The following is a 26,836-nucleotide window of genomic DNA, read 5'->3' on the forward strand; positions in this document are numbered from 1 at the left end:
AAACCCCGCTCCGGCGATGCAAGCCCCGTGCTTTATCCCTCATTTCCGGCAGGTGCAACCCTGACCGGCAGCGGGTCGTTCAGCATCCGCACCTCGCGCTGCGGGAAGGGGATTGAGATATCTTCGGCCTGGAACGCATCCCATAGCGCCAGATAGACATTACCGCGGATATTGGTGAGGCCGCCGGTGGGGTCGTCGATCCAGATTCTGAGAACATAATCAACGCTGCTGTCGCCAAAACCGGTGATGTGGCAGACCGGTTTCTTGCCGCCCGCGCTCAGCACTCTGTTCACCCCTAATGCGGCGTCAATCGCGATCTTGCGCACCTTGTGCGGGTCGTCGCCGTAACCGGTGCCGAAGGTCAGATCCAGCCGCACGAATTTATCGGAATGCGACCAGTTCACCACCTGCGAGGTGATCAGGTCCTCATTTGGAATCAGGTATTCCCGGCCGTCGCGGGTCACGACAGAAACATAGCGCGCACCCAGCGCATTGATCCAGCCGAAGGTGTCTCCGAGACTGATCACATCGCCGGGTTTGATTGACTTGTCCAACAGGATGATGAGACCCGACACCAGATTCGACACCACTTTTTGCAGGCCGAAACCAAGACCCACACCGATGGCACCGGACAGCACTGCCAGCCCGGTCAGGTCGATGCCGATGGCCTTAAGGCCAATGAAGAAGGCGCCGCCAAACAGAAGGATCTGCGCCATCTTGGCGCCCAGCACCTGCATAGACGGGGAGATATCGGCGTTGCTGCGGATACGGTTGGCCGCCACCGATGAAATCACCCGCGCCAGCGTCAGCATGACGCCAAGAATGACCGCCGCCTGAACCACCAGATAGAGCGAGATCCTAAGGTCGCCGAATTCGATGGCGACTCCGTCCAGCAGATGGATTGCCTCTTGGGTGATGCCCAGAATACGCAGGGTGATCCAAATCCAGGCGCCGTATTTCACCAGGTTCCGCAGCAAGGGATTGCCAACCAGTCTGGTCGCAAAAGAGACAATCAGCCAGGCCAGCGACAGGTTGGCGATCAGCTCGAGCAACCGCGAGCGGCTGGGCCAGGTCGCCTCCTGCATGATCAGCACCACCAGCCAGATCAGCAGCACAAACAGGATGCCGCGGATCCGCTTGTGCAGCACCAGCCCCACCCGCATCCGCCAGCGCGGCCAGCCCTCGCGCCCGCGCAGCCAGTCATGGAACGCGCTGCCCAACGGCTTGGCGATCAGCGCAGCCAGCACGAACACCGCCAGCGCAATGCCAACCTGATAGGCGTTCCAGGGCCTGAGCAGAAGCTCGCCCCCCTGCATCAGCAAGTCCCAGATCTGCTGCCCGAACTCCAGCGCCTCTGCGGTGCTTTCCGCGATTGCGTCTTTTGGCAGGGTCTGCTCTTCCGGCTCCATCAAGCCTCCCGTTTTTCAGGCAGTGTGCCGCTCCTGAATGCTTTGATCAAGAACAGACAAGGGCAGTGCCTGCCCATGGGGGCGGACGGACGCGAGATTTCCGGATCAGAACCCGCTCGCCCCGGTGATAGAACGAATCTTGATTGCCGGCCCTTGCGGATGTATCTGACAGCCATGACCCTCGTATTGGCGCAAAAGATCGAACTGCAAGACCGCGCACGGCTGCGCGAACGGTTCTATGGCGCCGCCCGCACGGTCCTGGCGCGCCTATAAGGCCGTTGCCCAGCCCAAAGCCAGCATACCCAAATACATACGGGAGTGGACCCATGTCCCCCAAAACACTCTATGACAAAATCTGGGATGCGCATGTTGCGCATGAAGCCGAGGATGGCACCAGCCTGCTTTATATCGACCGCCACCTGGTCCACGAAGTGACCAGCCCGCAGGCGTTCGAAGGCCTGCGCATGGCCGGCCGCGGCGTGCATGCCCCGGATAAAACCATCGCGGTGCCGGACCACAACGTGCCGACCACGCTCGACCGTGCCAAGGGCATCGAGAACGAGGAAAGCCGCATCCAGGTCGAAGCGCTTGACAAAAACGCCCGCGAATTCGGCGTGCATTACTACCCGGTGGATGACGTCCGCCAGGGTATCGTGCATATCGTTGGCCCCGAGCAGGGCTGGACGCTTCCGGGTATGACGGTTGTCTGCGGCGACAGCCACACTGCGACCCACGGTGCGTTCGGCGCGCTGGCGCATGGCATCGGCACCTCGGAGGTCGAGCACGTTCTGGCCACCCAGACGCTGATCCAGAAGAAGTCCAAGAACATGAAGGTGGAAATCACCGGCAAGCTGAAGCCGGGTGTGACCGCCAAGGACATCACCCTGGCAGTGATCGGCGAGACCGGCACCGCCGGCGGCACCGGCTATGTGATTGAGTATTGCGGCGAAGCGATCCGGGATCTCACGATGGAGGGCCGCATGACAGTCTGCAATATGGCGATCGAAGGCGGCGCCCGCGCCGGCCTGATCGCCCCGGACCAGACCACCTATGACTATGTCAAAGGCCGCCCGCACGCCCCCAAAGGCACCCAATGGGAAGCCGCGCTGACCTGGTGGAAGACCCTGTTCACCGATGAAGGCGCCCATTTCGACAAGGTTGTCACCCTGAAGGGCGAAGACATCCAGCCGGTTGTGACCTGGGGCACCAGCCCTGAGGACGTGCTGCCGATCACCGGAGTGGTGCCTGCACCTGAGGATTTCACCGGCGGCAAGGTTGAGGCGGCCCGCCGTTCGATCGAATACATGGGGCTCACCCCCGGTCAGAAACTGACCGATATCGAGATCGACACCGTGTTCATCGGTTCCTGCACCAATGGCCGCATCGAAGACTTGCGCGCCGTGGCCGAGATCGTGAAAGGCAAGAAGATCAAGGACGGCATGCGCGCCATGATCGTACCCGGGTCCGGCCTGGTACGTGCCCAGGCCGAAGAAGAAGGCCTGGCCGGGATCTTTGAAGCCGCCGGTTTCGAGTGGCGTCTTGCGGGTTGCTCCATGTGCCTGGCGATGAACCCCGATCAGCTGTCCGAGGGCGAGCGCTGCGCCGCAACCTCGAACCGGAACTTTGAGGGCCGTCAGGGCTATAAGGGCCGCACCCATCTGGTGTCGCCTGCTATGGCAGCTGCTGCGGCGCTGACCGGCAGGCTGACGGATGTGCGTGAGCTGATCTGAGCCTGAGGGGCCTCCGATGCCATCCAGCCCTTCCCTTCCCGCAGTCGCAAGCCTGTGGATCGGTGACAGCCTGAACTGGCTGCACGAACTGTCTTTGGCCAGTTTCGTGCAGCGCGGCCATGAGGTTGTGCTGTTTCACACCGGGCCTGCAGCGCCGCCGGTGCCGCCAGGTGTCCGCACCTGCCCGGTTGCCGAGATTTGGGACCCGGCCCAGGCCGGGCACGGGGAGGCGCCTGCCTCGATGCTGTCGGATCTGTTCCGCCTGTATCTGCTGAAACAGACGGACATGATCTGGATCGACACAGATATGCTCTGCTGCCGGCCGTTGCCGGACGCGGGCTATCACGTCGGCTATGAGCCGACACGGTCGATCAACGGCGCGGTGCTGCGGCTGCCGAAAGGCTCTGCTGCGCTGAACCATCTGCTGGATTGGTTCGAGGACCCTGAGTTCGTGCCGCCCTGGCTGGGCCGCAAGATCCGCAAGGAGGTGGAGGCCGCACCGCCCGGAAAGCGCCTGCTGACAGCTTTTGAGCTGCAGCGCCCGTCGCTTGGCCCCCGGGCGCTGGACTACACGCTGAACCTGACCGGCGAGGTCGAACACGTCCGCGAGCCGGAGGTGTTCTACCCGATCCGCGGTGTTCTGACCGACGTGCTGTTCAGCGGCCACTGCCAGGAAGACGGCTGGCTGACCGAAAACACGCTGGCCGTTCATCTCTACGCATCCATGGTGCGCCGCTACCACAAGACGCACCGGCCCGAAAAACACAGCTTCATCGCACGCCACGCGCAGGAGATCGGCTTTGATCTCAGCGGTTTGAAGCACCAGAAACAAGGAAACGAGTAATGGAAAAATTCCAGAAACTGCAGGGTATCGCCGCCCCGATGCCGCTGGTGAACATCGACACCGACATGATCATCCCCAAGGTGTTCCTGAAATCCATCCAGCGCACCGGCTTCGGCAAGAACCTGTTCGACGAAATGCGCTTTAACCGCGACGGCACCGAGATCGCGGATTTCGTGCTGAACAAACCGCAGTACCGCAAGGCCGAGATCCTGGTGGCGGGCGACAACTTCGGCTGCGGTTCCTCGCGCGAGCACGCGCCCTGGGCGATTGCCGATTTCGGCATCAAATGCATCGTGTCGACGTCTTTTGCCGACATCTTCTTCAACAACAGCTTCAAGAACGGCATCCTGCCGATTGTGCTGCCGCAGGAACAGGTCGACATTCTGATGGCCGATGCGGAAAAGGGTGCCAACGCCCGCATGACCGTGGACCTGGAAGCACAGGAGATCACCACCTCGGACGGCGAGGTGATCGCGTTTGAAGTGGATGCATTCAAAAAGCACTGCCTGCTGAACGGTCTGGACGATATCGGCCTGACCATGGAGAAAGCGGACACCATCAAGACATTTGAGGACAAGACCGCGCAGGCCCGTCCCTGGGTCTGACTCCCGCGTTCTGCCAAGACCACATCAGAGCCGCCCGGCCTGGGCGGCTCTTCTATTTTCGCCCGCCAGATTCGCGCCGCATTCCTGCCGCAATTCAGAACGGGTTGTCTCGTTGTGCTTCCCTCGCGCTCTGCCACTGCATCTGGTAGGTGCCCCCCACCCCTCTCATTCTTCACCAAATCCCTGATGCAATCGGGCACCAGTCCCGCGGGGAAAGTGGCCCCTGCCCTGCCGCCGGGCCTTGAGCGGAAAGCCGCCGCCCGGCAACAATGGGGCAAAAATGAGGCAGAGCGCCCTGGGCCATTCCCGGGGGGCTTCAATTCTGGACCCAGAGGCGAAAACGCCCGTTCCAGTTTGAAGGGATTGAGAGACGTGTTTGCACGCATCACAGGCGCGGCGTTCCGCGGCATATTGGTGGCTATGCTGTTTGCCATGCCGACGCTGATCCTGCCGGCATCGGCCACCGAGTCTCCGGAAATCATCCTGTTCATTGCACTCCTGGGCTCTGCTCTGGCCTTCACTGAATACAACTCGCATTTCCCCAGCTTTGTTGAATTCCGCAATGCGCCGCCGATCAACCGGATGCGTTTTGCCGCCTGTGCTGCGTCTGTCGGCGCGCTGAGCCTGCTGGCGGCGCATCCGCTGGAGCCGACCGGGCTGACCGCGCTGGTCCACCGTCTTGGCGGCTGGCTGGGCGGGCAGCTGGACTTTGCCTACTCGCCGGTGCAGCTGACGGTGCTGATGCTGCCGCCGCAGGTTCCGGAAGCCACAATGGTGATGGTGCGCGATGCCGCCGGGCTGGTTTGTGCGATCGCGGGCGCCGCGATTGCCGGCTTTGCGCTGGTGATCCGTGTCGGCCACTGGCCTGTCGGCAGCGGCGCTTTTAATGTCTGGGTCAACCTGCCGCTGTTCGACCCCACCACCGGCGGCGATGTGGTGCAGCGGCTGCAGCGTGACGCGCGGGTTAATATCATCGGCGGCGTGCTGCTGCCGTTTGTCCTGCCCGCCGCGGTCAAGATGGCCTCGGGCCTGGTCGATCCCGGAATTCTGGCAGCCCCGCATATGCTGATCTGGGTGATCAGCGCCTGGGCGCTGGTGCCTGCCTCAATGATCATGCGCGGCATGGCAATGCAGCGCATCGCCGGGCTGATCATGCATAAACGGCGCGCCGCCGGCAGCGCCGCGGACGAAGCGCTGCAAACCGCATGAAGCGGCTGGCGGCGAGCCTCCTTCTTCTGATCCTTGCCGCCGGCGCAGGCCAGGCCGGCACCTTGCGCATCGCGACCTTCAACACAGAGCTGTCACGGGACGGGCCTGGCCTGTTGCTGCGCGACATCGAACGCGGCAGCGATCCGCAAATTGCCGCGGTGGTGGAGGTGATCTCTGCCGCACAGCCGGATGTGCTGGCACTGCAGGGGATTGATTGGGATTATGAAGGCCGCAGCCTTGCCGCCCTGGCCGGGCTGCTGGAAGAGGCCGGCGCCGCCTATCCTTACCGTGTTTTTCTGCAGCCCAATACTGGGCTGCCGCCCCCGGCCCTTCTGGACATGGATGGCAATGGCAGAACCGGCGGGCCGCCTGACAATCAAGGCTACGGCCGGTTTCGCGGCCAAGGCGGCATTGCGCTTTTGTCGCGGCTGCCGGTTGACCGTAACGGGATCCGCGACTTCTCGGCCCTTTTGTGGCGGGACCTGCCCGGCGCGCTGCTGCCCAAGCACCCGGACGGGCGCCCGTTTCCGTCCGGCGCCGTGCAGGCCGTGCAGCGCCTGTCTGCCACCGCGCATTGGCTGGTGCCGCTGGATTTGCCCGGCGGCGGGCAGCTGAACGTGATGACATTTCACGCTACACCGCCAGTGTTTGACGGGCCGGAAGACCGCAACGGGCGGCGCAACCGCGATGAAATCCGCCTGTGGCAGCTGTTGCTGGACGGCCGCCTGGGCGCCGCACCCCAAGCGCCCTTTGTGATTGCCGGTGACGCCAATCTCGACCCCGAACGCGGTGAAGGCCGCAAGGACGCCATCCGCAATCTGCTGGGCGATCCCCGGTTGCAGGACCCGCAGCCGCTCAGCCCGCAAGCCGGAACCGCAACCGTAGAGTGGCAGGGCGCCGGGCGGATGCGGGTGGATTATGTGCTGCCCTCTGCCGGGCTGACCGTCACCGGCAGCGGCGTTGTCTGGCCGGATGCTCCGGGTGCAGCAGCCGCCATTGCCAGCCGCCACCGGCTGGTTTGGGCCGATATCGCGCTGGACTAGGGCCAGGACCCGGCCCGGCCTGCGCAAATCCCAACCAAACCCCTTTAATTTCAGGGCCTATTGTTGACCCTGCCCCGCTGTCCCGCTACGCCCTTGCCAGCTGTTTTTAGGAGGACTCCCATGCCCAACCCATCGATTTTGATTCTGCCCGGCGACGGGATCGGCCCCGAAGTCATGGCCGAAGTGCGCAAGATCATCTCCTGGTTCGGCGGCAAGCGCGGCCTGCAGTTCGATGTGAGCGAGGATCTGGTCGGCGGCGCGGCCTATGACAAGCACGGCAAACCGCTGGCGGATGAAACCATGGCCAAGGCCCAGGAAGCCGACGCTGTTCTGCTCGGCGCCGTCGGCGGCCCTGCCTATGACGATCTGGATTTCTCGGTAAAGCCCGAGCGCGGCCTGTTGCGTCTGCGCAAGGAAATGGACCTTTATTCCAACCTGCGCCCGGCGCAGTGCTTTGACGCGCTGGCGGATTTCTCCTCGCTGAAAAAGGACATCGTGGCCGGCCTCGACATCATGATCGTGCGCGAGCTGACCTCAGGCGTCTATTTCGGCGAACCGCGCGGCATTTTTGAGGAAGGCAACGAGCGCGTCGGCATCAACACCCAGCGCTACACCGAGAGCGAGATCGAACGCGCCGCCCGCTCCGCGTTTGAGCTGGCGATGCGCCGGGGCAAAAAGGTCTGCTCGATGGAGAAGGCCAATGTGATGGAATCCGGCATTCTGTGGCGTGAAGTGGTGACCCGTGTCTCGGCTGACTACCCCGAGGTTGAGCTGTCCCACATGTATGCCGACAACGGTGCGATGCAGCTGGTGCGCGCGCCCAAGCAGTTCGACGTGATCCTGACCGACAACCTGTTCGGCGACATCCTGTCCGACTGTGCGGCGATGCTGACCGGCAGCTTGGGCATGCTGCCCTCCGCCAGCCTGGGCGCACCGATGGAAAACGGCCGCCCCAAGGCGCTGTACGAACCGGTGCACGGCTCCGCCCCCGACATCACCGGCCAAGGCAAGGCCAACCCGATCGCCTGCATCCTGAGCTTTGCGATGGCGCTGCGCTACAGCTTTGATCAGGGCGCCGAGGCCGACCGCCTGGAAGCTGCGGTTGAGAAGGTCCTGGCCGATGGCGTGCGCACTGCTGACCTGCTGGGCGAAGACGGCGTTGAGCCGGTTTCCACCAGCCAGATGGGCGATGCCGTGCTTGCCGCCTTGGAGGCAAGCCTCTGATATTGAGGCGAGTCCAAGCAAATTTCAAAGCCCCGCCTGACTGTCAGCGCGGGGCTTTTTTTGTGACCCTCCTATGACCGCGCAGGCCCCTTCGGCGCCCGCGAAAAGAATTCCTGAAAACCACAGCTTTCTACGGAATCGCCCTTGTCAAACCCCGCCCCCTGAGCTATTTCGCCCTCCACGGTCGGAGCGTAGCTCAGCCTGGTAGAGCACTGTCTTCGGGAGGCAGGGGCCGGAGGTTCGAATCCTCTCGCTCCGACCAATAAAACAAGGCGCCTTAGGGCGTCTTTTTTATTTTTAGCATATCGGCCGCAAAGCTATTCGCGACGTTTCATGCGGTGGATGTGCATATTTTGTTGCCGAGACACGTCAAATTTTCCACCCCATGATCCCGACGGCGTTCTTCAGCGCACCCGGACTGCAGGATCGGCAGACATTCTCCAGGGTCTCGCGCGAGGTAGCGAAGCAGGCTGTCGCATCCTCCAGCGTCATGCCCCGCATGAACGCCCAACGCCTTTGACGGACTGCAGCAGTTCGTGTGCGATGACCGGCTTGAGATCGAAAAAACGCAGTCGCACGCGGCATTCGCGGCATCGCTCTGACGAAGAAGAACTCCCTTTTCGCCGGATCCCATGAGGCGGCTGAAGTCTGGGCAACCTACTCTTCGCTCATCAAAAGCGCGCGCCTGAACAAGGTCAACCCGCGCAGCTATCTGAATTGGGTGGTGCTGGAAATCGAGCGCAACCGCGGCGAGATCGACTATTGTCGGCTGATGCCCTGGCACGGCCCGGTCAGCCGGATCGACGGCTGACAGGCTATCACCGCCCCGCAAACCGGGCAATGAGCATTTTCACACAGCCGGAACCGTGTCCGGACAGTCTCTGAGTGAAACGTGCCAGTTTTCATAGCCTTAATCCGTGGTGCCCTGCACCGACCTGTTCGGGTTTAGGCAGAAACCGGAACGAGTTCAGCGGCAAGCTCCAGTACAAACCCGCTAACCGCTTCCTGGGCTTGGTCCTGGGATTTCTTCCCGCGTAGCTTGCGGGCAAGCGCTGAACCACGGGTTGAGGTTTCCTGCGCTAGCAGCAACAGGGCAATTTCCCGCAGCTGATGCATGGCCAGATCAGCCTCGTCCCGCCCCAGCAATCTTTCAAGCTCAGCCGGCGCGGCGCATTCGGCCAGCAGGCGTTTCAGAGCCGGTCCATTCTTTGTCACCTCGGCCCAGGCAATGCAGATGTCGGTCATGCCGGCCATCTCGAAATGAAAATCCGCAATCGGCAAACAAGCAGTCTGCCTGGAGTAGCCAGCCTGCCGCTCGACGTGGAGATCCCGCCGCGCCGGGTCATAGGATATTTTGAGCCCGTCGATTGACACATCCGACGCAATTAGGCGCCCGAAGCGCTTGCGCAGACTGAGCGCTTCGGCGAACAGCACAAGCTGCAGAAGGCCGGCCTGCGGCAGGTCGCAGGAAATGCGCTGGATGCCGCTGCGGCCAATATGCTTGTAATTGAGCGCGAGCCGGGCACCGCCGTTCTCCCGCGCCTCCATTGAAAAAATCTGTGCAGGCATGGCGCGGGTTATATGGAAGGCTGCCTGACCTTCAAGCCGCGGCCGACAAGGTTCTGCGGGGCTAGGCGGTCATGCGCCTAAGGTAAGGCAGCACATGGAAGGGACGTATCTGCAACGTGGCATCCTTGGCCGTTCGAGTATTGTTCAGAGCGTGGAGCTGCCAGTCAGGCTGGGTCTCTCGGGCTGGGCAGAACAATTTCGGGATGTTTTCCCCGAGCAATACCACGCAAGATTCGTTGAAAACTGACCCCGGAGGTGCTGGCTTTCACTGCGCCCTTGCCCGATTGCTGACCATAAGCGTTTGCAAAGGAACAGATATTCCAAATGCGCATAGCTCCAATGTGCAAGCTGCATACCCTATGCGATATCGGCATTTCACAGACGCCGCGCCACCGGATAGCGTTCACGCCATAATCACAGGGGAGTATGCCTAATGACGAAATTTGTCAGAAGCCTGGCGGCCGCGGCCGTTGTGGCGGCAATGGCACCGGTTGCCTTTGCCGAAACAACAGTACGCGTTGCCTATGACGCTGACCCGGTCTCGCTGGATCCGCATGAACAGCTGTCCGGCGGCACGCTGCAGCTGTCGCACATGGTCTTTGACCCGCTGGTGCGCTGGACCCAGGACCTGCAGTTCGAACCGCGCCTGGCTGAAAGCTGGGAACAGATCGACGGTACCACCATGCGCTTCAAGCTGCGCAGCGGCGTCACCTTCCACAGCGGCAACGCGCTGACCGCCAAGGACGTCGACTGGACCTTTGACCGGCTGAAGGAAAGCGACGACTTCAAAGCGATTTTCGCACCCTTCACCGATGTTGAAGTTGTCGATGAGATGACTTTCGACCTTAAGACCTCGGAACCCTATCCGCTGGTCCTGCACTCGGCGACTTACATCTTTCCGATGGACAGCGCCTATTATTCCGGCACCACTGCCGACGGCAAGGAAAAGGCCGAGATCGTCAAGCACGGCGACAGCTTTGCCTCGCGCAATGTATCCGGCACCGGCCCCTTCATCGTCTCCGAGCGTGAGCAGGGCGTGCGCGTGGTGTTCGACCGCTACGCCGACTACTGGGATACTGACGCCGGCAACGTCGACAAGATCGTGCTGACCCCGATCAAGGAAGACCCGACACGCGTGGCCGCGCTGCTGTCCGGCGATGTTGATTTCATTGCGCCGGTTCCGCCGACTGATCTGAAGCGCGTGGCTGAGGCCCAGGGCGTTGACCTGATCACCATGCCCGGCACCCGTATCATCACCTTTCAGATGAACCAGAACCGTGTCGAAGCCTTCAAGGACGCCCGCGTCCGCCAGGCGATCGACTATGCGGTGAACAACGCAGGTATCGTTGACCGCATCATGCGCGGTTTCGGCACCGTGGGCGGCCAGGCCAGCCCGGCCGGGTATCTGGGTTACAGCGAAGGCTATGCGCCGCGCTTTGACCTGGAAAAAGCCAAGTCGCTGATGGCCGAAGCAGGTTATGCCGACGGATTCTCGATCACCATGATGGCGCCGAACAACCGCTATGTGAACGACGACAAAATCGCCCAGGCGGTGGCCTCTATGCTGGCGCAGATCAACATCAAAGTTGACCTGCAAACCATGCCCAAGGCCCAGTACTGGCCGACGTTTGACGAGCGCGCAGCAGACATGATGATGATCGGCTGGCACGCGGATACCGAAGATTCCGCCAACTTCCACCAGTTCCTGACCGCCTGCCCGGATGACGCAACCGGCAATGGCCAGTACAATTCCGGCAACTACTGCAACCCGGAAGCCGACGCGCTGATGAACGCCGCCAACGCGGAAACAGACCCGGCCAAGCGTACAGAACTGCTGCAGAAGCTGGAAGGCATCCTGTATGATGAGGCCGCTTTTATTCCGCTGCATTGGCAGAACCTGGCATGGGGCGCCAAGTCCGGCATGAACGCAGGCGACATCGTGAATGCGCTGAACTTCCCCTATTTCGGTGACCTGATCGTCGAAACCGGCAGCTAAGCCGCTGATCTGACCCGGGCCGGTCTCCTCCAGCCGGCCCGGGCCGCCAATACAACAAGCGGCCGCCAAAGCCGTGTATGCAGAACCCGCGGTTCCCTTGAACACGGTGTTTTACGCTGTAACCAAACTCTACAAAGGTCAGGACGATGTTTGCCTATCTCGCCAAGCGAGTGATCCAGGCGATTGCCGTGATGTTCGTCATCTCGCTGATTGCCTTTGCCATCCAGGGCAACCTGGGCGACCCGCTGCGCGAGCTGGTCGGGCAGTCGGTCTCGGAAGAAGTACGTCAGCAACTGCGCGATGAGCTGGGTCTGAACGACAGCTTTGTGACGCAATACCTGCGGTTTGCGGGCAATGCGCTGCAGGGTGATCTCGGCACCTCCTATTTCTTCAAGGAGCCGGCGCTGGATGTGATCCTGAAGAAACTGCCGGCAACGCTGGAGCTGGTGTTCGGTGCCACGCTGATCATTGTCGGACTGTCAGTGCCGCTGGGTGTCTACACCGCGATCAAGCCCAATTCGATCCTGAGCCGTATTATCATGGGGCTGTCGATCATCGGCATTTCGATCCCGGTGTTCCTGACCGCGATCCTGATGATCTTTGTGTTCTCGGTGGAATACGGCTGGCTGCCCTCCTACGGGCGCGGTGATACCGTGCAGGTCTGGGGCTATTGGCAGACCAACTTTGCCACTGCCGATGGCTGGCTGCACATCATCCTGCCGTCGATTGCGCTGGCCTCGATCATGCTGCCGCTGTTTGTCCGCCTGATCCGGGCCGAGATGATGGAAGTGCTGCAATCCGAATACGTTAAATACGCCAAGGCCAAGGGCATCAGCCCGTGGCGCATCTATTTTGTCCACGCGCTGAAAAACACGCTGCTGCCGGTGATCACCGTGGGCGGGGTGCAAATCGGCACCATGGTGGCCTACACGATCCTGACCGAGACGGTGTTCCAGTGGCCGGGCATGGGGTTCATGTTCCTTGAAGCGGTGAACCGCGTCGATACCCCGCTGATCGTGGCCTACCTGATTGTTGTCGGCTTTATCTTTGTGGTCACCAACACCATCGTTGACCTGATCTATGGGCTGGTGAACCCGACCGTGAATATTGCGAGGATGGGCGCATGAGTACCGAAACGCTTTCCCCGAAATCCGAACCGTCGCGCTGGTCCAAGGCCTGGAATTCCAACATGGGCTACAGCTTCCGCCGCAACCCGGTGGCGATGGTCAGCATGATCATCTTTCTGCTGATTGCCGGAGCCGCCTTTCTGGCACCGCTGATCGCGCCCTTTGACCCATACGATCCGGGGTCCATTGATATCATGAACTCGGAGTATCCGCCGGCCTGGGTCAGCGGTTCACTGCCGGAATTCATGCTGGGCACCGATGATCAGGGCCGCGATCTGTGGTCGACCATCCTGTATGGTACCCGGCTGTCGCTGCTGATCGGCATCTGCGCGGTTGCGCTGCAGGCCTTTCTGGGCATCTCCATCGGGCTGGTGGCCGGCTATGTCGGCGGCCGCCTGGACAGTCTGCTGATGCGTCTGGCCGATATCCAGCTGTCGTTCTCGACCCTGATGGTTGCGATCATCTTTCTGGCCGTGACCCAGGCGATGTTCGGGACTGACACCTTCAACCGCTATGCTGTCGTGTTCCTGATTGCCGTCATTGGCGTCGCGGAATGGCCGCAATATGCCCGCACCGTGCGCGCCACCGTTCTGGCTGAGAAGAAAAAGGAATATGTCGACAGCGCCCGCGTGCTGGGCTTTGGCCCGCTGCGGATCATGGTGCGGCACATCCTGCCGAATTCGCTGTCGCCGATTTTTGTGATCTCCACCGTGCAGGTCGCCAATGCGATCATTTCCGAGGCGTCGCTGTCCTTCCTTGGGCTGGGGATGCCGCCCAGCCAGCCGTCGCTAGGCTCGCTGATTTCCTCGGGCTTTGATTACATCTTTTCGGGCAGCTGGTGGATCACCGCCATCCCCGGCGTGGTGCTGGTGGTGCTGGTCCTGGTCATCAATCTGCTGGGCGACTGGATGCGCGACGTCCTGAACCCGAAACTTTACAAGGGGTGACGCGATGAGCCTTCTTTCCGTTCGCGACCTGACCGTGAAATTCGCCATGCGCGACGAGACGGTCACTGCCCTCAACGGCATTTCCTTCGACCTGGCCAAGGGCGAACGCCTCGGCATTGTCGGCGAAAGCGGTGCGGGCAAGTCGATCACCGGGTTTTCGCTGATGAACCTGCTCAGCCGCCCCGGTTACATCGACAACGGCCAGATCCTGTTCGATGGCGAGGACGTCGTGCAGATGAACGACAAGCGCCTGCGCACCATGCGCGGCAACCGGATGGCGATGATCTTTCAGGACCCGATGGTGACGCTGAACCCGGTGCTGACCATCGGCCAGCAGATGGTTGAGACCCTGCTGGCGCACCGCAAGCTGAGCCGCGAAGAAGCGCGCCAGATTGCCATCGTCAAGCTGCGCGAGGTCTATATCCCGTCGCCGGAAGAACGGCTGGAGCAATACCCGCACGAACTGTCGGGCGGCATGCGCCAGCGGATCATCATTGCCATTGCACTGCTGCTGGATCCGCAGCTGATCATCGCGGATGAACCGACAACGGCGCTGGATGTGACCATCCAGGCCGATATCATGGAGCTGCTGCTGGAGCTGTGCCAGTCGAACCAAGTGGGGCTGATCCTGATCACCCATGATCTGGGCGTGGTCAGCCAGATGACCGAGCGCACGCTGGTCATGTATGCCGGCCGCATCATCGAGGCGGGGCGCACGCGGGAAATCATCAATGATCCGCAGCACCCCTATACCCAGGGGCTGATCAACGCGCTGCCGCAGCAGACCGTGCCAGGCCAGCGGCTGAAGCAGATCCCCGGCAACATGCCCGGGCTTGCCAATGCACCCGCAGGCTGTGCCTTTAATCCGCGTTGCAAATACGCCACCGACCTGTGCCGCAGCCGGATGCCGGACATCGTGCAATACGGCGATGTCGCGGTGGCCTGCCACGAGGTGCAGCGCCTGCACAGCGACGAAGACCGTAAGGAGGCACGGGCATGAAAGACGCAAAGACTGACCGCCCGCTGCTGCAGATCAAGAACCTGGAAAAACGGTTCGATCTGGATCAGGGCTTCCTTGAGACGCTGAAGTTCAAACAGGGCAAGATCGTGCGGGAAAGCCGTGCGGTCCATGCGGTGAACAATGTTTCGCTGGAGGTAGGCCGCGGCGAGGCGCTGTGTGTGGTTGGCGAGTCGGGCTGTGGCAAATCCACTGTGGCGCGGCTGGTGGCGGGGTTGCTGACCCCCACCGCAGGCGAAATCCACTATGATGGCCAGCGCATTGACGATCTATCGCGCGGCGCCATGCAGCCCCTGCGCAAGAAGATCCAGATGATCTTCCAGAACCCCTATGCCTCGCTCAACCCGCGCATGACCATCCGTCAGGCGCTGGAAGAACCGGTGCGCCATCACAACCCCAATGCTTCGGCCGCCGAGGTGCGCGACAAGGTGACCGAGGTGATGCTGTCGGTGGGCGTCGATCCCAGCTGGGCCAAGCGCTATCCGCATGAATTCTCCGGTGGCCAGCGCCAGCGGATCGCGATTGCCCGCGCGCTGACGGTGGATCCGGAATTCATCATCGCTGATGAGCCGATCAGCGCGCTGGACGTGTCGATCCAGGCGCAGGTGCTGAACCTGATGCTGGAAGCCAAGGAAAGCCGCGGCCTTACCTATCTGTTCATCACCCATGATTTGAGTGTGGTGGAGCATTTCGGCACCCGTGTTGCGGTTCTGTACCTTGGCTCTGTTTGCGAGGTTGCGGATACGGCTACGCTGTTCTCCAGCCCCAAACACCCCTATACTCGGGCCTTGCTGTCCGCAGTACCGCAGCTGAAGGATGACCGGCCGAACCATATCCGCCTCAAAGGCGAGATCCCGACGCCGATCAATCTGCCGCAAGGCTGTCCCTTCCAAAGCCGCTGCGCCTTTGCGGACGCACGATGCAAGAGTGAACAGCCAAAAGCCATTCACCAGCCCGATGGCAGCACAGTCGCCTGCCATGCTGTCGAAGAAGACAGGCTGGATGCGGTGGCCGCCGGTTAAGACGGGACACCCAGTTGGACATCATCTGGCTTAAGGATTTCGAGGCTTTGGTCGCGTGCAAGAATTTCTCGCGCGCGGCCGAGGAACGCAATGTCAGCCAGCCGGCCTTCTCCCGCCGCATCCGGGCGCTGGAGAATGAGATCGGCGTGCGGCTGATCAACCGCGAAACCCTGCCGCTGACCCTGACCCCGGCGGGCGAGGTGTTCCTGTCGCAGTCCCGCATCATGCTGCGCACCTACGAGGAAACCATCGAACGCTGCCAAACGATTGATGCAGCGGGCGAAAATGTGATCCGCTTTGCCGCCTCGCAGTCGCTTTACATGACGCATTACAAGACGCTGATCGCGCCCCTGGCCAGCGAAGGCGGGGTGGATACCGACCTCAATTCCACCTCCTGGGCCGCCGACCAGTTCGTCAGCGCGCTGCAGCAGGGCTATTGCGATGTGATCCTGACCTACTGGCATCCGTCGATGGATTTCCTTGGGCCCCTGGAGGTCGCCAATTTCGAGCATCTGACCCTGTCCACCGACCGTTATGTGCCGGTTTCCCGCACAACCCCTGACGGCGTGCCGGAATTTTCCTTTCCCAAGGGCGGCAAGGACGCGGTGCCGCTGTTGTCTTATGGCGCGGTCTCGGCGCTGCGCTCGGTACAGGAATTTGCGCTGGCGCAGCTGTTGCCCGGCCAGAAGGTCTTTGTCGTCAACCAGAACGCGCTGGCAAACAGCGTCAAGGCGATGATCCAAGAGGGCTTTGGCATGGGCTGGCTGCCCCTCAGCCTGTGCCGTGAGGAAATCAAGCAGGGGCGCTTTGCAGTGGTGGACGACCGGCTGGCGACAGATCTGGAAATCCGCCTGTACCGCGATCCGCGCAGCACCAAGCCAACGTTGGATGTTCTGTGGAAAAAGCTGCGGATGTCCGCGCTGGAAACGGTTTGATCCTCATTTCCCGGAAGCATTAAGCACCGCTTCAATACAACAAGACGCCCTAAGGCGCCTTGTTATATTGGCCGGAGCGAGAGAGTTTGAACCTCCGGCCCCCGCCTCCCGAAACCAATGCCCAGGGCAAAAGTGAGCGTCCCCACTTGAGTGGTCCAAATTGAAAGTTAGTGCATCAACGGCTTCGGTTGAGTTCAGCTCGCGCTTGACCCGGGCAGCATGACATTCCCGGCGGTATTCTGTATATGGGATCGCGTTTGAGGCTGGCGGCTGAAGCAGACGATGATCACGAAGTTCCGGTGCGGCATTGCAGGTGGGGGAGCCACCGGGAGCGCAGCGTTACCCCTTCTAATGCGTCCCGGTGTTCGCGAAACTGTCATGTTCGAGAAAGATCGTGTCGAAGATACAAATCTCAACAGGCTGCACGGTGCGCGATACGACGATGTGTCAGCCAAAGAACCAAAGGCCGAAATTCATGCGCGCACTGTAGCGAAAGCCGGTCTCGGCATGTCATTGGTGAACCTCGATACTTGGACTGGTGAGTCCAGCACCTGGGACGCATTGGAAGCACGCGATGTCATTTTTAATTGCACGGATGATCACGCCGGGCGGCTGTTGTTGAACCGCTTTGCCCGTTTTTACGGGATTGCTGTTATCGATGTCTGGCTTGCTTTTAAGTGCCATGATGATCAGTAGAGGTGGTCGCGCTTTTTTGACTAGTTTGTAGCCCGTTTAAGGTGGATCAGGGTTTCGCATCAGGCTGCCATTCTCATGGTTTCTATTTTGCTTTCACAGGCCTCATCCGGGGGGCAAGATGCCATGGGTCGAATGCCGGCGTTCGGCGTTGTAACAGGCCATCCGTGTACTGATCCCGGCACAGAAGCCAGCCTCCATGCTGGAGAGCCGCCAGGCCAGAACCTTGCGGCTGACCCAGCCCATGACCGCTACCAGATACGAGAAAGCCCCGGCGCATCCACTGCCCGGCAGGCGATTGCAAAGCAATCTGCAGAGAGGGGGATACAGCTGATACCGGCGCACCAGGCCTGGTTGGGGCGGCTGATGGCCAGCGCCTTCAAAAGCTACGGCCAGATCTTGTGCTGCGGGTGTTTCCTGCTGGTCTTCGGCGTCTGACAGACCGGAGCAAGGCGCATGAGCCGCATCAGGCGGCGCGTAGGGTGACGGCCGCATTATTGGCCCTGCCGCTGCAAATAGCGGGCCATCTGGCGGGAGCCGTACCACGGTGTCTCAGGAAACTGCCTGTCCCTCCCGGCGGATTTGCAGCAGCAAACCGCCTGCCGGGCAGCGGATGATTGCCATGAACCGCAGGTTCCCGGCGCTCTCGCCCTTTGGCGTGCAATACAGGTTCGAACGGGCCGGCGACAGTTTCTGGCACTGACGGCGGACGCTGATCTTCGGATGGTCCTTTTCAATGCACATCTGCCTGCTATCCTTGCTTAACGATCCCGGGCGCGTTTCAAAAAACCGCGTTCAGCCACAAGTTGTTCGGTCTTGGAATGCAGCTTGCCGATCTCAGCCCCGTTGGATTTGGCCGCAGCGCCGGTCCTCTTGGAAAAGGCCCAGGCCATGTTCTTGACCGCCGCCTGTTTCCAGCCGCTGGACATGTTCGGATGCGCGCCGAGCGTCTTCGATAACTCTGCCAGTGTCCTCTCCTCGCGGATCGCCGCAAGCGCAACTTGGGCTTTGAATGCGGGAGAAGGGTTCTTGCGTTTCGTCATTTTGGATCGTCACTTTCATCATGCGATCCATATTGGCAACTGGTCTGAATTCCCGCGACCACCTCTAGTTGGGCCGGTCGCGCCTAGCCGGGCGATCTGGAGCCCGTGGATGCTGCAGCGCATTCGAGGTCAGCAGAGAGCCCAATGTATGTACCGGCTGCTGTTCGCAAGTGATCAATCGCATGTCTTCTGGAAGCCGCTGATATGCATCCGGTCTTTGTATCGGCTTCATTGTTTGCCGTGGCCCTGTTGGGAGTGCGCACGCGCCGCTGTCTCATTACTTGCCAGATCATTGATGACCATTTGGACTCTCAGACTTTGGGTGCGTCTTAATTCCGTTCCATGCAGTTGAGGTTTACGAACGTTGTTTGCGGCATTGGCCTGATCAGACCGCAGCCGCTATCTCTTGTCCTCTCCAATCAAAGTCTTTGCCGGTGCTGAGGACGCTCCAGGCGATCCGGGCGAGCTTGTTGGCCAGTGCCGCACCAAGTTTGTTGTGCTGCATCCGCATTGACGCTGCTTCCAGCCACGGACCACAGCTGAACTTGTGCCAGTTTTTGGGGCGCATCATGATGACCTGTGCGGCCAGCACAAAGAGCATGCACAGATAACGACTGCCCCGTTTTGTGATGTCCCCAATATCGTGCGCCCGCCGGTGCTGCTTTGCCTCGGGACCAATCCGAGCCAGGCTGCAAAGTCGCGTCCCCGGTCATAGGCCTCGCCCTCGCCAACGGCAGCAGCCATCGCCGTTGAGATCAACGGGCCAATACCAGGGATCGTCATAAGCCGCTGGCAACCCGGCTCAGTTTCGCTGCCCTCCTTGATTTCAGCCGTGGTCATCTCGATCCGTTTGTCCAGCCAGTTCCAGTCCTGCCGGAGACCTAAGATCAGTTTGCGCATGCGCAGGGACATCTCGCCGCTGCGATCGCCGAGGATGGCTTCAAGCGAGTTGCGCAAGGCAGACACGCTGCGCCGGACGGTGATATCCTGTTCGATCAGAAAGGCCCGGATCTGGTTCATCGCGGCCGTCCGCCGCGACACAAGGCGAGACCGGACGCGATGCAGAGTTTGCAGGTCAAGCTGGTCCTGCGTCTTCTCAGAAACCGCCTTAAGATTGCGGCGCAATGCGGCCTCTGCAATCGCCTCGGCATCGTTGCAGTCGTTCTTTTGACCCTTGTTGAAAGGCTTCACATAAATCGCGGGAACAATCCGCGGCTCAAACCCCACCCCCCGAAGTGTCCTGCTCACAAAATGTGCGCTCAGACAGGCTTCCATTCCAACGATACAGCGTGGCAATTGCTCAAAGGCCGCCACAAGAGCCAGCCGTTTGATCTTCTTGCGGAAAACAAGCTGCCCATCGTGATCGAAACCAACCAGATGAAACACGTCCTTACCGATATCGATGCCGACAGACATCGGCTCATCAAAATCATTCTTCCCATACTACTTCTTCATGTGCAGAAATAGGCCAAGCCTAACCTGCTGGGTGAAGCAGCCGGTACATCCCATTATTTGTACCTTAGATTTTTCTGCTGCGCGCGATCGCAGCACGAAAATCGCCGCAAACGCATCTTTTCAGCGCCGCTACGCGGCGTGAAAACCAGCCGTTCAAGCATGCTGCAGCGAGATTTGTCACCCGAACTCCCAGGCTACGGGACGGAGCCGTCATTCGCTGCAGGCGCAGCCAGAACAGTCTTGCGCGTCCGCTTCACGCAGATTGCGTTGAAAAAGTCTTCCTTGATCTGCCTGCAGGTAATTGATGCAATTCCTGCATAGGCGGGGGACTTGGCGATGATGGGGCAGCGACAAGAGGCACAAGGCGCGTTGTTTTACGGGTTCGCCCTGGAAGATCATGTGCCCGGGGATCACCTGCTGCGCGCAATTGATCCATTTGTTGATCTGACCAGCATCCGCTCACGTCTTTCGGAGCACTACAGCCATACAGGTCGCCCACCCATCGATCCCGAGTTGATGATCCGGATGCTGATCGAAGGCTATTGCTTTGGCATCCGGTCAGAGAGGCGGCTTTGCGATGAGGTGCATCTGAACCTGGCTTGCCACTGGTTTTGCCGCCTGGATCTGAGCGATCGTGTGCCCGACCATTCCACCTTTTCCAAGAACTGCCATGGTCGTTTCCGCAACAGTGATCTGTCCCGTCATCTGATCGAAGATGTGGTGGCGCGATGTGTCGCTGAAGGGCTTGTCGGCGGTGAAGCATTTGGGGCGGATGCATCGCTCGTCAAGGCAGATTCCAGCCGCTACCGCAAGGTTGATTTTAAGGAATAACTGCCCCGGATGCGGTTGCCCGAGCAACCCAAGAATGTCCTGATACACTCGATGACAGTGCTTTTGGCGCGGCAACGCCAGTGAAGCCCAATGCGATCTCGCCATCAGATCCCGCTTCACGTTACACCAGCGCAAACGGCGACTGACCCTTTTTTACATACAGCACAATCTATCTGGTCGATTTGGATTATGCGGTCATCGTCGATGTTGAGGCCACGGTGCCCATCCGCCAGGCCGAAGTAAGTTCCGTACGCCAGATGCTGGAGCGCAGGCGGGAGCGCTTCGATCTGTTGCCTGAACGGATACGGCCTATGGCACCGCCGGGATGCCCGGCTGGCTGGTCGAGGACCAAAGTATCGAGCCGCAAATTCCCGTTTTTGATAAACCCGCCCGCAAGGATGGAGCTTTCCCAGCCACTGAGTTCATCTATGATCCAGACACAGATGCCTATCAATGCCCCGGCGGCCGTGAACTGCGTCCCTACTGGCGCGACATCCCGCAAGGCAGGCCAAAATTCGACAAGGATAGGGTCAAACGTTTTCAGGCCCGAAATCAGGGCTGTGCCGCTTGCCCGCCAAAGCCCAAATGCACACCCCGCCGGATTGTTCGAAAGATCTCTCTATCCAAGCACGAATGAGCCCGTCAGAAGGCCCGCGAAATCGCCGCGACCGTTGCCTATGTCGCGTCGAACCGGAAGCGAAATCTTCCTGGCCCACATTTGATGCGGTTCAGTGCTCGCAAGAAGCGCTGAATTGTTTAAGCCTTGTCTGGAGTTGGAAGATGGCGGTCCCGCACGATTGCGTGGGCGGTGAATTCGGCCAGTTCGCCGCGCCAGATTTGGCGGTCAAAGCAGAACGGCCGGCCACCCGCATCATAGATCACCTGCTCCAGCTCGATCCCTGCATTATAGGTCGGCAACCCAAGCAATCCTGCCTCCTCCTCATTCAATGCGCGCATACGGATGGAAATGTCGCCGGAATGAGGCGGCATACCGTATTCCCGCTCCATGAGCAGCGTTGTTGATTGCTGCAGGTCGTGGCTGAAAAGATCCGGAAACAGATGCGCGACGGCAAATTCCTCTTCTACAAAGGCAGGATGCCCTTTGAGCAGAAACAGCCGTGTGTACTTGTAAAGGGCGTCGCCCTCGGCCACTGCAAGCTTGGCCGCCAGGGCGGCATCGGCTTGGGTCAGCTGTTTAGAGATCAGTTCGATCTTAAGGCCAAGTTCGCCGCTTTCTGCATGGGCAAAGAAGCTGACCGTCTTGCTGATGTCATAGGTCAGCCGCTGCGGAGAGACGAATCGGCCGCGGCGGCCGGAACTGTAGGCGAGACCTTCCTGTTCAACCGCTAAAAGGGCGCGGCGGGCGGTCATCCTGCTGATGCCGAACTGCTCGCCGATGGCTCTTTCAGAGGGCAGCGCGCTATGCTCGGGCAGCTTTCCACTGCGGATCTGATCTCGCAGGTGGTCGATAACCTTCTGAAAGGCAGGCATTTTCTTTTCCGAGGTCAGATCATTTGCGCCCATGTGTCCAGTTCCCACAATTTTTCATTTGGTATATACCAGATCATTGGTATATACCAGCAAGCGAGAGTTTCATCTCCTGACTGCATGGAGTGCCCATGGAATGCAAGGCGATGGAGCAGGGGGAAGGGCTGACGCCCGTTTTTTCTAGAGGCGGGTTTAAGAACGTGGTGCCGGATATTCAGACACTGGAGTTCACAGCGGACGGCGGTCTGGGCGCAAGGGCGCGGATCGGACTGATCGTGCTGCAATCCGATCAGACGCTTGAGCATGAGTTTGCCACGCTGCTGCGGCGCAAGGATGTTGCTGTCTATCACGCGCGGATCCCGAACGAGATGGAAGTCACCTGTGGCACGCTGCGCAAGATGGAGGCCGATCTTCCAGCGGCGGCTGAGCTGCTGCCGCCGGCGTTTGAATTCGGCGCAATTGGGTATTGCTGCACATCCGGCGCCACGATGATTGGCGAAGCACGGGTGGACAGCATACTGAGCAAAGTGCATCCGAAGGCAAAAATCACCAATCCGCTGACGGCCTGCAAAGCCGCGCTTCAAGCCCTGAAGGTGAAGAAGATCGCACTGATCACCCCCTACGCCCCCGAGGTGACCACTGAAATGCGGGACAATCTGGCTGCGGCAGGGTTTGAGGTGAATGCGATTGGAACCTTCGACCAATCGGATGATTTCAAGGTCGCCCGGATTTCCTCGGACAGCATTCTGGCTGCGGTCAAGGAAGTCGGCCGGCGCGATGATTGCGATGGCGTATTTGTGTCCTGCACCAGCCTGCGGGCGCTGCCCATTATCGCTGAAGCCGAAGAAGCCCTGGGCAAGCCGGTTCTGTCCAGCAATCAAGTCACCGCCTGGCACCTTGCCCGGCTGGCAGGGCTGCGCGACAGCGTCGCCGGTGCGGGCATGCTTTTTCACACCCAATTGAAGCCTCAGGATTAAAATGATGACGGATGTGCATCCCGCCGCCGAACGCGGCTTCTCTACCAGCGAATTCGAACAGCGCACGCAAGCCGCCCAGAAGATCATGGCGGGCCTTGGGCTGGATGCGCTGCTGCTGACTACCGAGCCGGAAGTGCGCTATTTCACTGGGTTCGATACGATTTTCTGGCTCAGCCCGACACGGCCCTGGTTTGTGGTGATCCCGGCCAGCGGCGCACCCATTGCAGTGATCCCGGAAATCGGCGGTCCCAGCATGTCGCTGACCTGGGTTTCCGATATCCGCACCTGGCTGGCACCGCAGCCGGAAGATGACGGCATTTCCCTGCTGGCCGATACCCTGCGCGAGGTGATGCCCGGCGGCGGCACCCTGGGTGTTCCGATGGGGCATGAAACCCATGTGCGGATGCCGGCCGCCGACTTTCAGAAACTGCAGAGCAGGCTGGACGGCATTTCCATGGCCGACGGCACCGAAGTGGTGCGTAGCCTGCGGATGGTGAAATCCCCCTCTGAGATCGCCAAGATCGCACGCATCTGCAGTATTGCCTCCTCGGCCTTTGAAGATCTGCCGAACCATATCCGGGCAGGCGATACCGAACGCCAGGCCTTTGCCAAGTTCAAGATCGATCTGCTCCAGCAAGGCGCCGATGACGTGCCTTATCTGGTCGGCAGCTCCGGCCCCGGCGGGTTCTCGGACGTGATCAACCGGCCCACCGACCGGGTGATCGCAGACGGCGACATGCTGCTGCTGGATACCGGTTCCCTTTGGGGCGGCTACAGCTGCGACTTTGACCGGAATTATGCCTTTGGCCATGCCTCTGACGCGGCCAAATCCGCCTATGATCTGGCTTGGCGCGCAACCGAGGCCGGCCTGCAGGCGGCGCGCCCCGGCATCACCACCGCGGATCTGTGGGGCGCTATGGCCAAGGTCCTGGAGGCGGGCGGCTGCAGCGGCCATCAGATCGGCCGGATGGGCCACGGGCTGGGGATGCAGGTGACCGAATGGCCCTCGCTGATGCCCGGCGACACCACCGTGATCGAGGTCGGCATGGTGCTGACGCTTGAGCCCGGTTTCGCCTTTGGCGGCAACAAGATGATGCTGCATGAGGAAAACATTGTCATCCATGAGGATGGCGCCGAACTGCTGTCGCGCCGTGCTGCGCGCGAGCTTCCGATCATCACATAAGCCACAGGTTTCACCAGAATGACCAAACAACTCCCGTCCCACGCGCAGGTTGTCATCATCGGCGGCGGCATTCACGGCTGCTCGGTGGCCTATCATCTGGCCAAACAGGGGCTGACCGACGTTGTACTGCTGGAGCGCAAGCAGCTGACCAGCGGCACCACCTGGCACGCCGCGGGCCTTGTGGGGCAGCTGCAGGGCAGCCACGCCACCACCGCCTTTGCCAAATACGGTATCGAGCTTCTGGAGGAAATCGAGGCGGAAACCGGTCAGAACCCGGGTTACCGGCGGTCGGGCTCAATCTCGGTTGCGGTGAACGATGAACGGATGGCCGAGCTGAAGCGCAAGGCGGATTTTGCGGCACTGTTCGGGATTGAGGCGCAGTATCTGGAAACCGCCGAAATCCAGGAACGCTGGCCGCTGATGAACCCCGATGGCGTGCTGGGCGGCATCTATATGCCCAGCGACGGCTCTGCCAACCCGGTGGATCTGACCACGGCGCTGGCCAAGGGTGCGCGGATGCGCGGTGCCAAGATCTTTGAGAACATCAATGTCGAAGAAGTTCTGACCCGTGACAGCAAGGCCGTTGGCGTTCGCACCGATCAGGGCACGATCAGCGCCGATTACGTGGTGAACTGCGGCGGCATGTGGGCGCGGGAATTGGGCCGGCAGAACGGTGTTGGCGTGCCGCTGCACGCCTGCGAGCATTACTATCTGGTGACCGAGGCAATTGATAATCTGCCCAGCGACCTGCCGGTGCTGCGCTCCTACTGTGACGGCACCTATTGGAAGGAAGACGCCGGCAAGCTGCTGTTCGGCTTTGCCCATTTCCAGGCCAAACCCTGGGGCATGAAAGGCATTTCCGAAGACTTTGAATTCGACAGCCTGCCGTTTGTCGAGGACGATGTGATGGAGGTTCTGGAACTGGCGATGAACCGGGTGCCGCTGCTGCAGGAAACCGGTATCCGCACCTTCTTTAACGGGCCGGAAAGCTATTCTTATGACGGCCGTTTCATCCTGGGGCAGGCACCGGACATCTCGAACTATTTTGTGCTGGGCGGGGTAAACTCCACCGGGATCCAGTCGGGTTCCGGCGCCGGGCGGGCACTGGCGCAGTGGATCATCGACGGCCATCCGCCGATCGACCTCAGCGAAATGGACCCCAAGCGCTGCGAGGAGTTCCAGGCGCGCGATCCCTATCTGCAGGAACGCTGCCCGGAAACGCTGGTGCTGACCTATGCGATGCATTGGCCGAACCGCCAGCGCGAGACCGTCCGCAACCTGCGCCGCACGCCGTTCTATCACCCGATGAAGGCCCGCGGCGCCTGTTTCACCGAGGCCCAGGGCTGGGAACGCCCCGGCTGGTTCGCGCCCGAAGGGGTTGAGCCGAAGTACGAATACAGCTTTGGACGCCAGAACTGGTTCCCGCATGTGCAGGAGGAACAGAAAGCCGCGCGTGAAGCGGTTGCGATGATCGACTACACCATGCTGGGCAAGCTGATGGTCGAGGGCCGCGACGCCGAAAGCTTCCTGCAGCGGATCTGCACCAACAACATGGCAATGGCCAATGGCCGCGTCGCCTATACGCTGATGCTGAACGAACGCGGCGGTATCGAAAGCGATGTCACGGTTGCGCGTCATGGCGAAGACAGCTTTATGGTGATGAGCTCAATCTCGCACACCCGGCGCGACTATCTGCATCTGCGCGACCTGATCCAGCCGGGCGAGGATGTGCGCCTGCGCGATGCGACAACCGCCTATGGCGTGCTGGGGATCATGGGACCGAAGAGCCGCGAACTGCTGCAGGCCGTCAGCGATGCCGACGTGTCGCACGAAGCGTTCCCGTTCAACAGTCTGCAGCATTTCCACATTGGCCACGCGTCGGTGTTTGCGCAGCGTCTGTCCTATTCCGGCGAGTTGGGCTGGGAAATCTTCGTCACCCCGGATTTCGCTGAGCATGTGTTCGAAGTTCTGATGCAGGCCGGTGAACAGTTAGGCATCCGCCTGATCGGCGGCGAGGCGCTGAATGCGCTGCGGCTGGAAAAGGGCTTTGTCCACTGGGGCCACGATATGGCCTATACCGAAGCACCGCATCAGATGGGCATGGAATTTGTCTGCAAGGCCAAGAAGCCCATCCCGTTTATCGGCCGCGATGCCTATCTGGCGCGCAAGGCGGAAAACAAGGGGCCGTTCCTGTGCTCGGTCAAACTGCGCGATCCCGGACCGCTGCTGCATCACAACGAACCTGTTCTACGGGACGGCAAGATTGCGGGCTACGTGACCGCCGGCGCCTGGGGACAGACGGTCGGGGCGGCTGTCGGCCTGTGCCTGCTGAACCTGCCGGACGGCGAAACAGACAAGGCAGCGGTGGAGAACGGCCAATTCACGGTCCTGGTGGAGGGCAAAAGCTTCGAGGCCGATGTCAGCCTGACCCCGTTCTATGACCCGCAAAGCAAACGGATGCTGTCCGGCGCCTGAGGGCGCCCGGCAC

At 60.7% G+C, this 26,836-nt stretch carries 24 protein-coding genes, 1 tRNA gene and 2 pseudogenes; 21 read left to right on the top strand and 6 right to left on the bottom strand.

Annotation, left to right across the window (positions count from 1 at the left end; genetic code table 11):
• Positions 1–32 precede the first annotated feature (32 nt).
• Positions 33–1,409, bottom strand: coding sequence for a mechanosensitive ion channel family protein (locus K3557_RS16400; protein WP_259995084.1), 1,377 nt, complete (start codon positions 1,407–1,409; stop codon positions 33–35).
• 174 nt (positions 1,410–1,583) lie between these two features.
• Here K3557_RS16400 and K3557_RS16405 point away from each other — a divergent pair, with 174 nt between their 5' ends.
• The 9 genes from K3557_RS16405 (at position 1,584) to K3557_RS16445 (ending at position 8,875) form a co-directional block, all read left to right on the top strand.
• Entirely contained in the window at positions 1,584–1,682 is a 99-nt protein-coding gene (locus tag K3557_RS16405) for an isopropylmalate isomerase (RefSeq protein ID WP_245602898.1), read from the top strand.
• 53 nt (positions 1,683–1,735) lie between these two features.
• Complete coding sequence (leuC, locus tag K3557_RS16410) at positions 1,736–3,139, top strand: 3-isopropylmalate dehydratase large subunit (RefSeq protein ID WP_259995085.1); 1,404 nt, start codon at positions 1,736–1,738, stop codon at positions 3,137–3,139.
• 16 nt (positions 3,140–3,155) lie between these two features.
• The gene (locus K3557_RS16415) at positions 3,156–3,983 is read left to right on the top strand and encodes a hypothetical protein (protein WP_259995086.1); all 828 of its coding nucleotides are present in this window, start codon (positions 3,156–3,158) and stop codon (positions 3,981–3,983) included.
• Positions 3,983–4,588, top strand: a complete 606-nt coding sequence (gene leuD / locus K3557_RS16420; protein ID WP_259995087.1) for a 3-isopropylmalate dehydratase small subunit — start codon at positions 3,983–3,985, stop codon at positions 4,586–4,588. Before K3557_RS16415 ends, leuD begins: the two co-directional genes overlap by 1 nt.
• A gap of 372 nt (positions 4,589–4,960) precedes the next feature.
• Positions 4,961–5,797, top strand: coding sequence for a hypothetical protein (locus tag K3557_RS16425; RefSeq protein WP_259995088.1), 837 nt, complete (start codon positions 4,961–4,963; stop codon positions 5,795–5,797).
• On the top strand, positions 5,794–6,840 hold the full coding sequence (locus K3557_RS16430; protein ID WP_259995089.1) for an endonuclease/exonuclease/phosphatase family protein: 1,047 nt from the start codon (positions 5,794–5,796) through the stop codon (positions 6,838–6,840). The genes K3557_RS16425 and K3557_RS16430 overlap by 4 nt, the downstream gene beginning before the upstream one ends.
• A gap of 120 nt (positions 6,841–6,960) precedes the next feature.
• Positions 6,961–8,064 carry a 3-isopropylmalate dehydrogenase gene (gene leuB, locus K3557_RS16435; protein WP_259995090.1) on the top strand — a complete coding sequence of 368 codons (1,104 nt, stop codon included), beginning with the start codon at positions 6,961–6,963 and terminating at the stop codon, positions 8,062–8,064.
• Positions 8,065–8,249: 185 nt separating this feature from the next.
• Positions 8,250–8,326: transfer RNA gene (locus tag K3557_RS16440), tRNA-Pro, on the top strand.
• Positions 8,327–8,776: 450 nt separating this feature from the next.
• Positions 8,777–8,875 (top strand): hypothetical protein, encoded by a 99-nt coding sequence (locus tag K3557_RS16445; RefSeq protein WP_259999662.1) that lies wholly within the window; start codon positions 8,777–8,779, stop codon positions 8,873–8,875.
• Positions 8,876–9,009: 134 nt separating this feature from the next.
• On the opposite strand, the gene K3557_RS16450 is transcribed toward K3557_RS16445, so the two are convergent.
• Complete coding sequence (locus tag K3557_RS16450; protein ID WP_259995091.1) at positions 9,010–9,633, bottom strand: hypothetical protein; 624 nt, start codon at positions 9,631–9,633, stop codon at positions 9,010–9,012.
• A gap of 433 nt (positions 9,634–10,066) precedes the next feature.
• On the opposite strand from K3557_RS16450, the gene K3557_RS16455 reads away from it, so the two are divergent.
• The 7 genes from K3557_RS16455 (at position 10,067) to K3557_RS16485 (ending at position 17,374) form a co-directional block, all read left to right on the top strand.
• On the top strand, positions 10,067–11,629 hold the full coding sequence (locus K3557_RS16455) for an ABC transporter substrate-binding protein (RefSeq protein ID WP_259995092.1): 1,563 nt from the start codon (positions 10,067–10,069) through the stop codon (positions 11,627–11,629).
• Positions 11,630–11,775: 146 nt separating this feature from the next.
• Positions 11,776–12,756, top strand: a complete 981-nt coding sequence (locus tag K3557_RS16460) for an ABC transporter permease (RefSeq protein WP_259989453.1) — start codon at positions 11,776–11,778, stop codon at positions 12,754–12,756.
• The gene (locus K3557_RS16465) at positions 12,753–13,703 is read left to right on the top strand and encodes an ABC transporter permease (RefSeq protein ID WP_259995093.1); all 951 of its coding nucleotides are present in this window, start codon (positions 12,753–12,755) and stop codon (positions 13,701–13,703) included. The genes K3557_RS16460 and K3557_RS16465 overlap by 4 nt, the downstream gene beginning before the upstream one ends.
• Positions 13,704–13,707: 4 nt before the next feature.
• On the top strand, positions 13,708–14,703 hold the full coding sequence (locus K3557_RS16470; RefSeq protein ID WP_259989449.1) for an ABC transporter ATP-binding protein: 996 nt from the start codon (positions 13,708–13,710) through the stop codon (positions 14,701–14,703).
• Positions 14,700–15,743 carry an ABC transporter ATP-binding protein gene (locus tag K3557_RS16475; protein ID WP_259989447.1) on the top strand — a complete coding sequence of 348 codons (1,044 nt, stop codon included), beginning with the start codon at positions 14,700–14,702 and terminating at the stop codon, positions 15,741–15,743. Before K3557_RS16470 ends, K3557_RS16475 begins: the two co-directional genes overlap by 4 nt.
• Before the next feature lie 14 nt (positions 15,744–15,757).
• Positions 15,758–16,678, top strand: a complete 921-nt coding sequence (locus tag K3557_RS16480; RefSeq protein WP_259995095.1) for a LysR family transcriptional regulator — start codon at positions 15,758–15,760, stop codon at positions 16,676–16,678.
• A gap of 282 nt (positions 16,679–16,960) precedes the next feature.
• Positions 16,961–17,374 carry a ThiF family adenylyltransferase gene (locus K3557_RS16485; protein ID WP_259995097.1) on the top strand — a complete coding sequence of 138 codons (414 nt, stop codon included), beginning with the start codon at positions 16,961–16,963 and terminating at the stop codon, positions 17,372–17,374.
• 549 nt (positions 17,375–17,923) lie between these two features.
• On the opposite strand, the gene K3557_RS16490 is transcribed toward K3557_RS16485, so the two are convergent.
• The 3 genes and pseudogenes from K3557_RS16490 to K3557_RS16500 all read right to left on the bottom strand — a co-directional run bounded on the left by K3557_RS16490 (position 17,924) and on the right by K3557_RS16500 (position 19,830).
• On the bottom strand, positions 17,924–18,115 hold the full coding sequence (locus K3557_RS16490; RefSeq protein WP_259995099.1) for a hypothetical protein: 192 nt from the start codon (positions 18,113–18,115) through the stop codon (positions 17,924–17,926).
• A 17-nt stretch (positions 18,116–18,132) separates the two neighbouring features.
• Positions 18,133–18,414 (bottom strand): hypothetical protein, encoded by a 282-nt coding sequence (locus K3557_RS16495; protein WP_259995101.1) that lies wholly within the window; start codon positions 18,412–18,414, stop codon positions 18,133–18,135.
• A gap of 329 nt (positions 18,415–18,743) precedes the next feature.
• A pseudogene (locus tag K3557_RS16500) lies at positions 18,744–19,830 on the bottom strand (IS110 family transposase).
• A 375-nt stretch (positions 19,831–20,205) separates the two neighbouring features.
• Between K3557_RS16500 and K3557_RS16505 the strand changes: the two are divergent.
• Both K3557_RS16505 and K3557_RS16510 read left to right on the top strand, forming a co-directional pair.
• Positions 20,206–20,616 (top strand): annotated as a pseudogene (locus K3557_RS16505) (transposase); the annotation flags it as partial.
• 409 nt (positions 20,617–21,025) lie between these two features.
• Entirely contained in the window at positions 21,026–21,337 is a 312-nt protein-coding gene (locus K3557_RS16510; protein ID WP_259995103.1) for a hypothetical protein, read from the top strand.
• 119 nt (positions 21,338–21,456) lie between these two features.
• On the opposite strand, the gene K3557_RS16515 is transcribed toward K3557_RS16510, so the two are convergent.
• A complete protein-coding gene (locus K3557_RS16515; protein WP_259995105.1) occupies positions 21,457–22,224 on the bottom strand; it encodes a GntR family transcriptional regulator in 768 nt (255 codons plus the stop codon).
• A 95-nt stretch (positions 22,225–22,319) separates the two neighbouring features.
• Here K3557_RS16515 and K3557_RS16520 point away from each other — a divergent pair, with 95 nt between their 5' ends.
• Genes K3557_RS16520 through K3557_RS16530 form a run of 3 tightly spaced genes read left to right on the top strand, consistent with a single transcriptional unit; the run spans position 22,320 to position 26,823 of the window.
• Positions 22,320–23,165 (top strand): Asp/Glu racemase, encoded by an 846-nt coding sequence (locus K3557_RS16520; protein WP_259995107.1) that lies wholly within the window; start codon positions 22,320–22,322, stop codon positions 23,163–23,165.
• A 1-nt stretch (position 23,166) separates the two neighbouring features.
• The gene (locus tag K3557_RS16525) at positions 23,167–24,348 is read left to right on the top strand and encodes a M24 family metallopeptidase (RefSeq protein WP_409201187.1); all 1,182 of its coding nucleotides are present in this window, start codon (positions 23,167–23,169) and stop codon (positions 24,346–24,348) included.
• Between the two features lie 18 nt (positions 24,349–24,366).
• Positions 24,367–26,823 carry an FAD-dependent oxidoreductase gene (locus K3557_RS16530; RefSeq protein ID WP_259995111.1) on the top strand — a complete coding sequence of 819 codons (2,457 nt, stop codon included), beginning with the start codon at positions 24,367–24,369 and terminating at the stop codon, positions 26,821–26,823.
• The last annotated feature ends 13 nt before the right edge of the window (positions 26,824–26,836 follow it).

The sequence above is a fragment of the Leisingera sp. M523 genome (assembly GCF_025141335.1).
Classification (GTDB): domain Bacteria; phylum Pseudomonadota; class Alphaproteobacteria; order Rhodobacterales; family Rhodobacteraceae; genus Leisingera.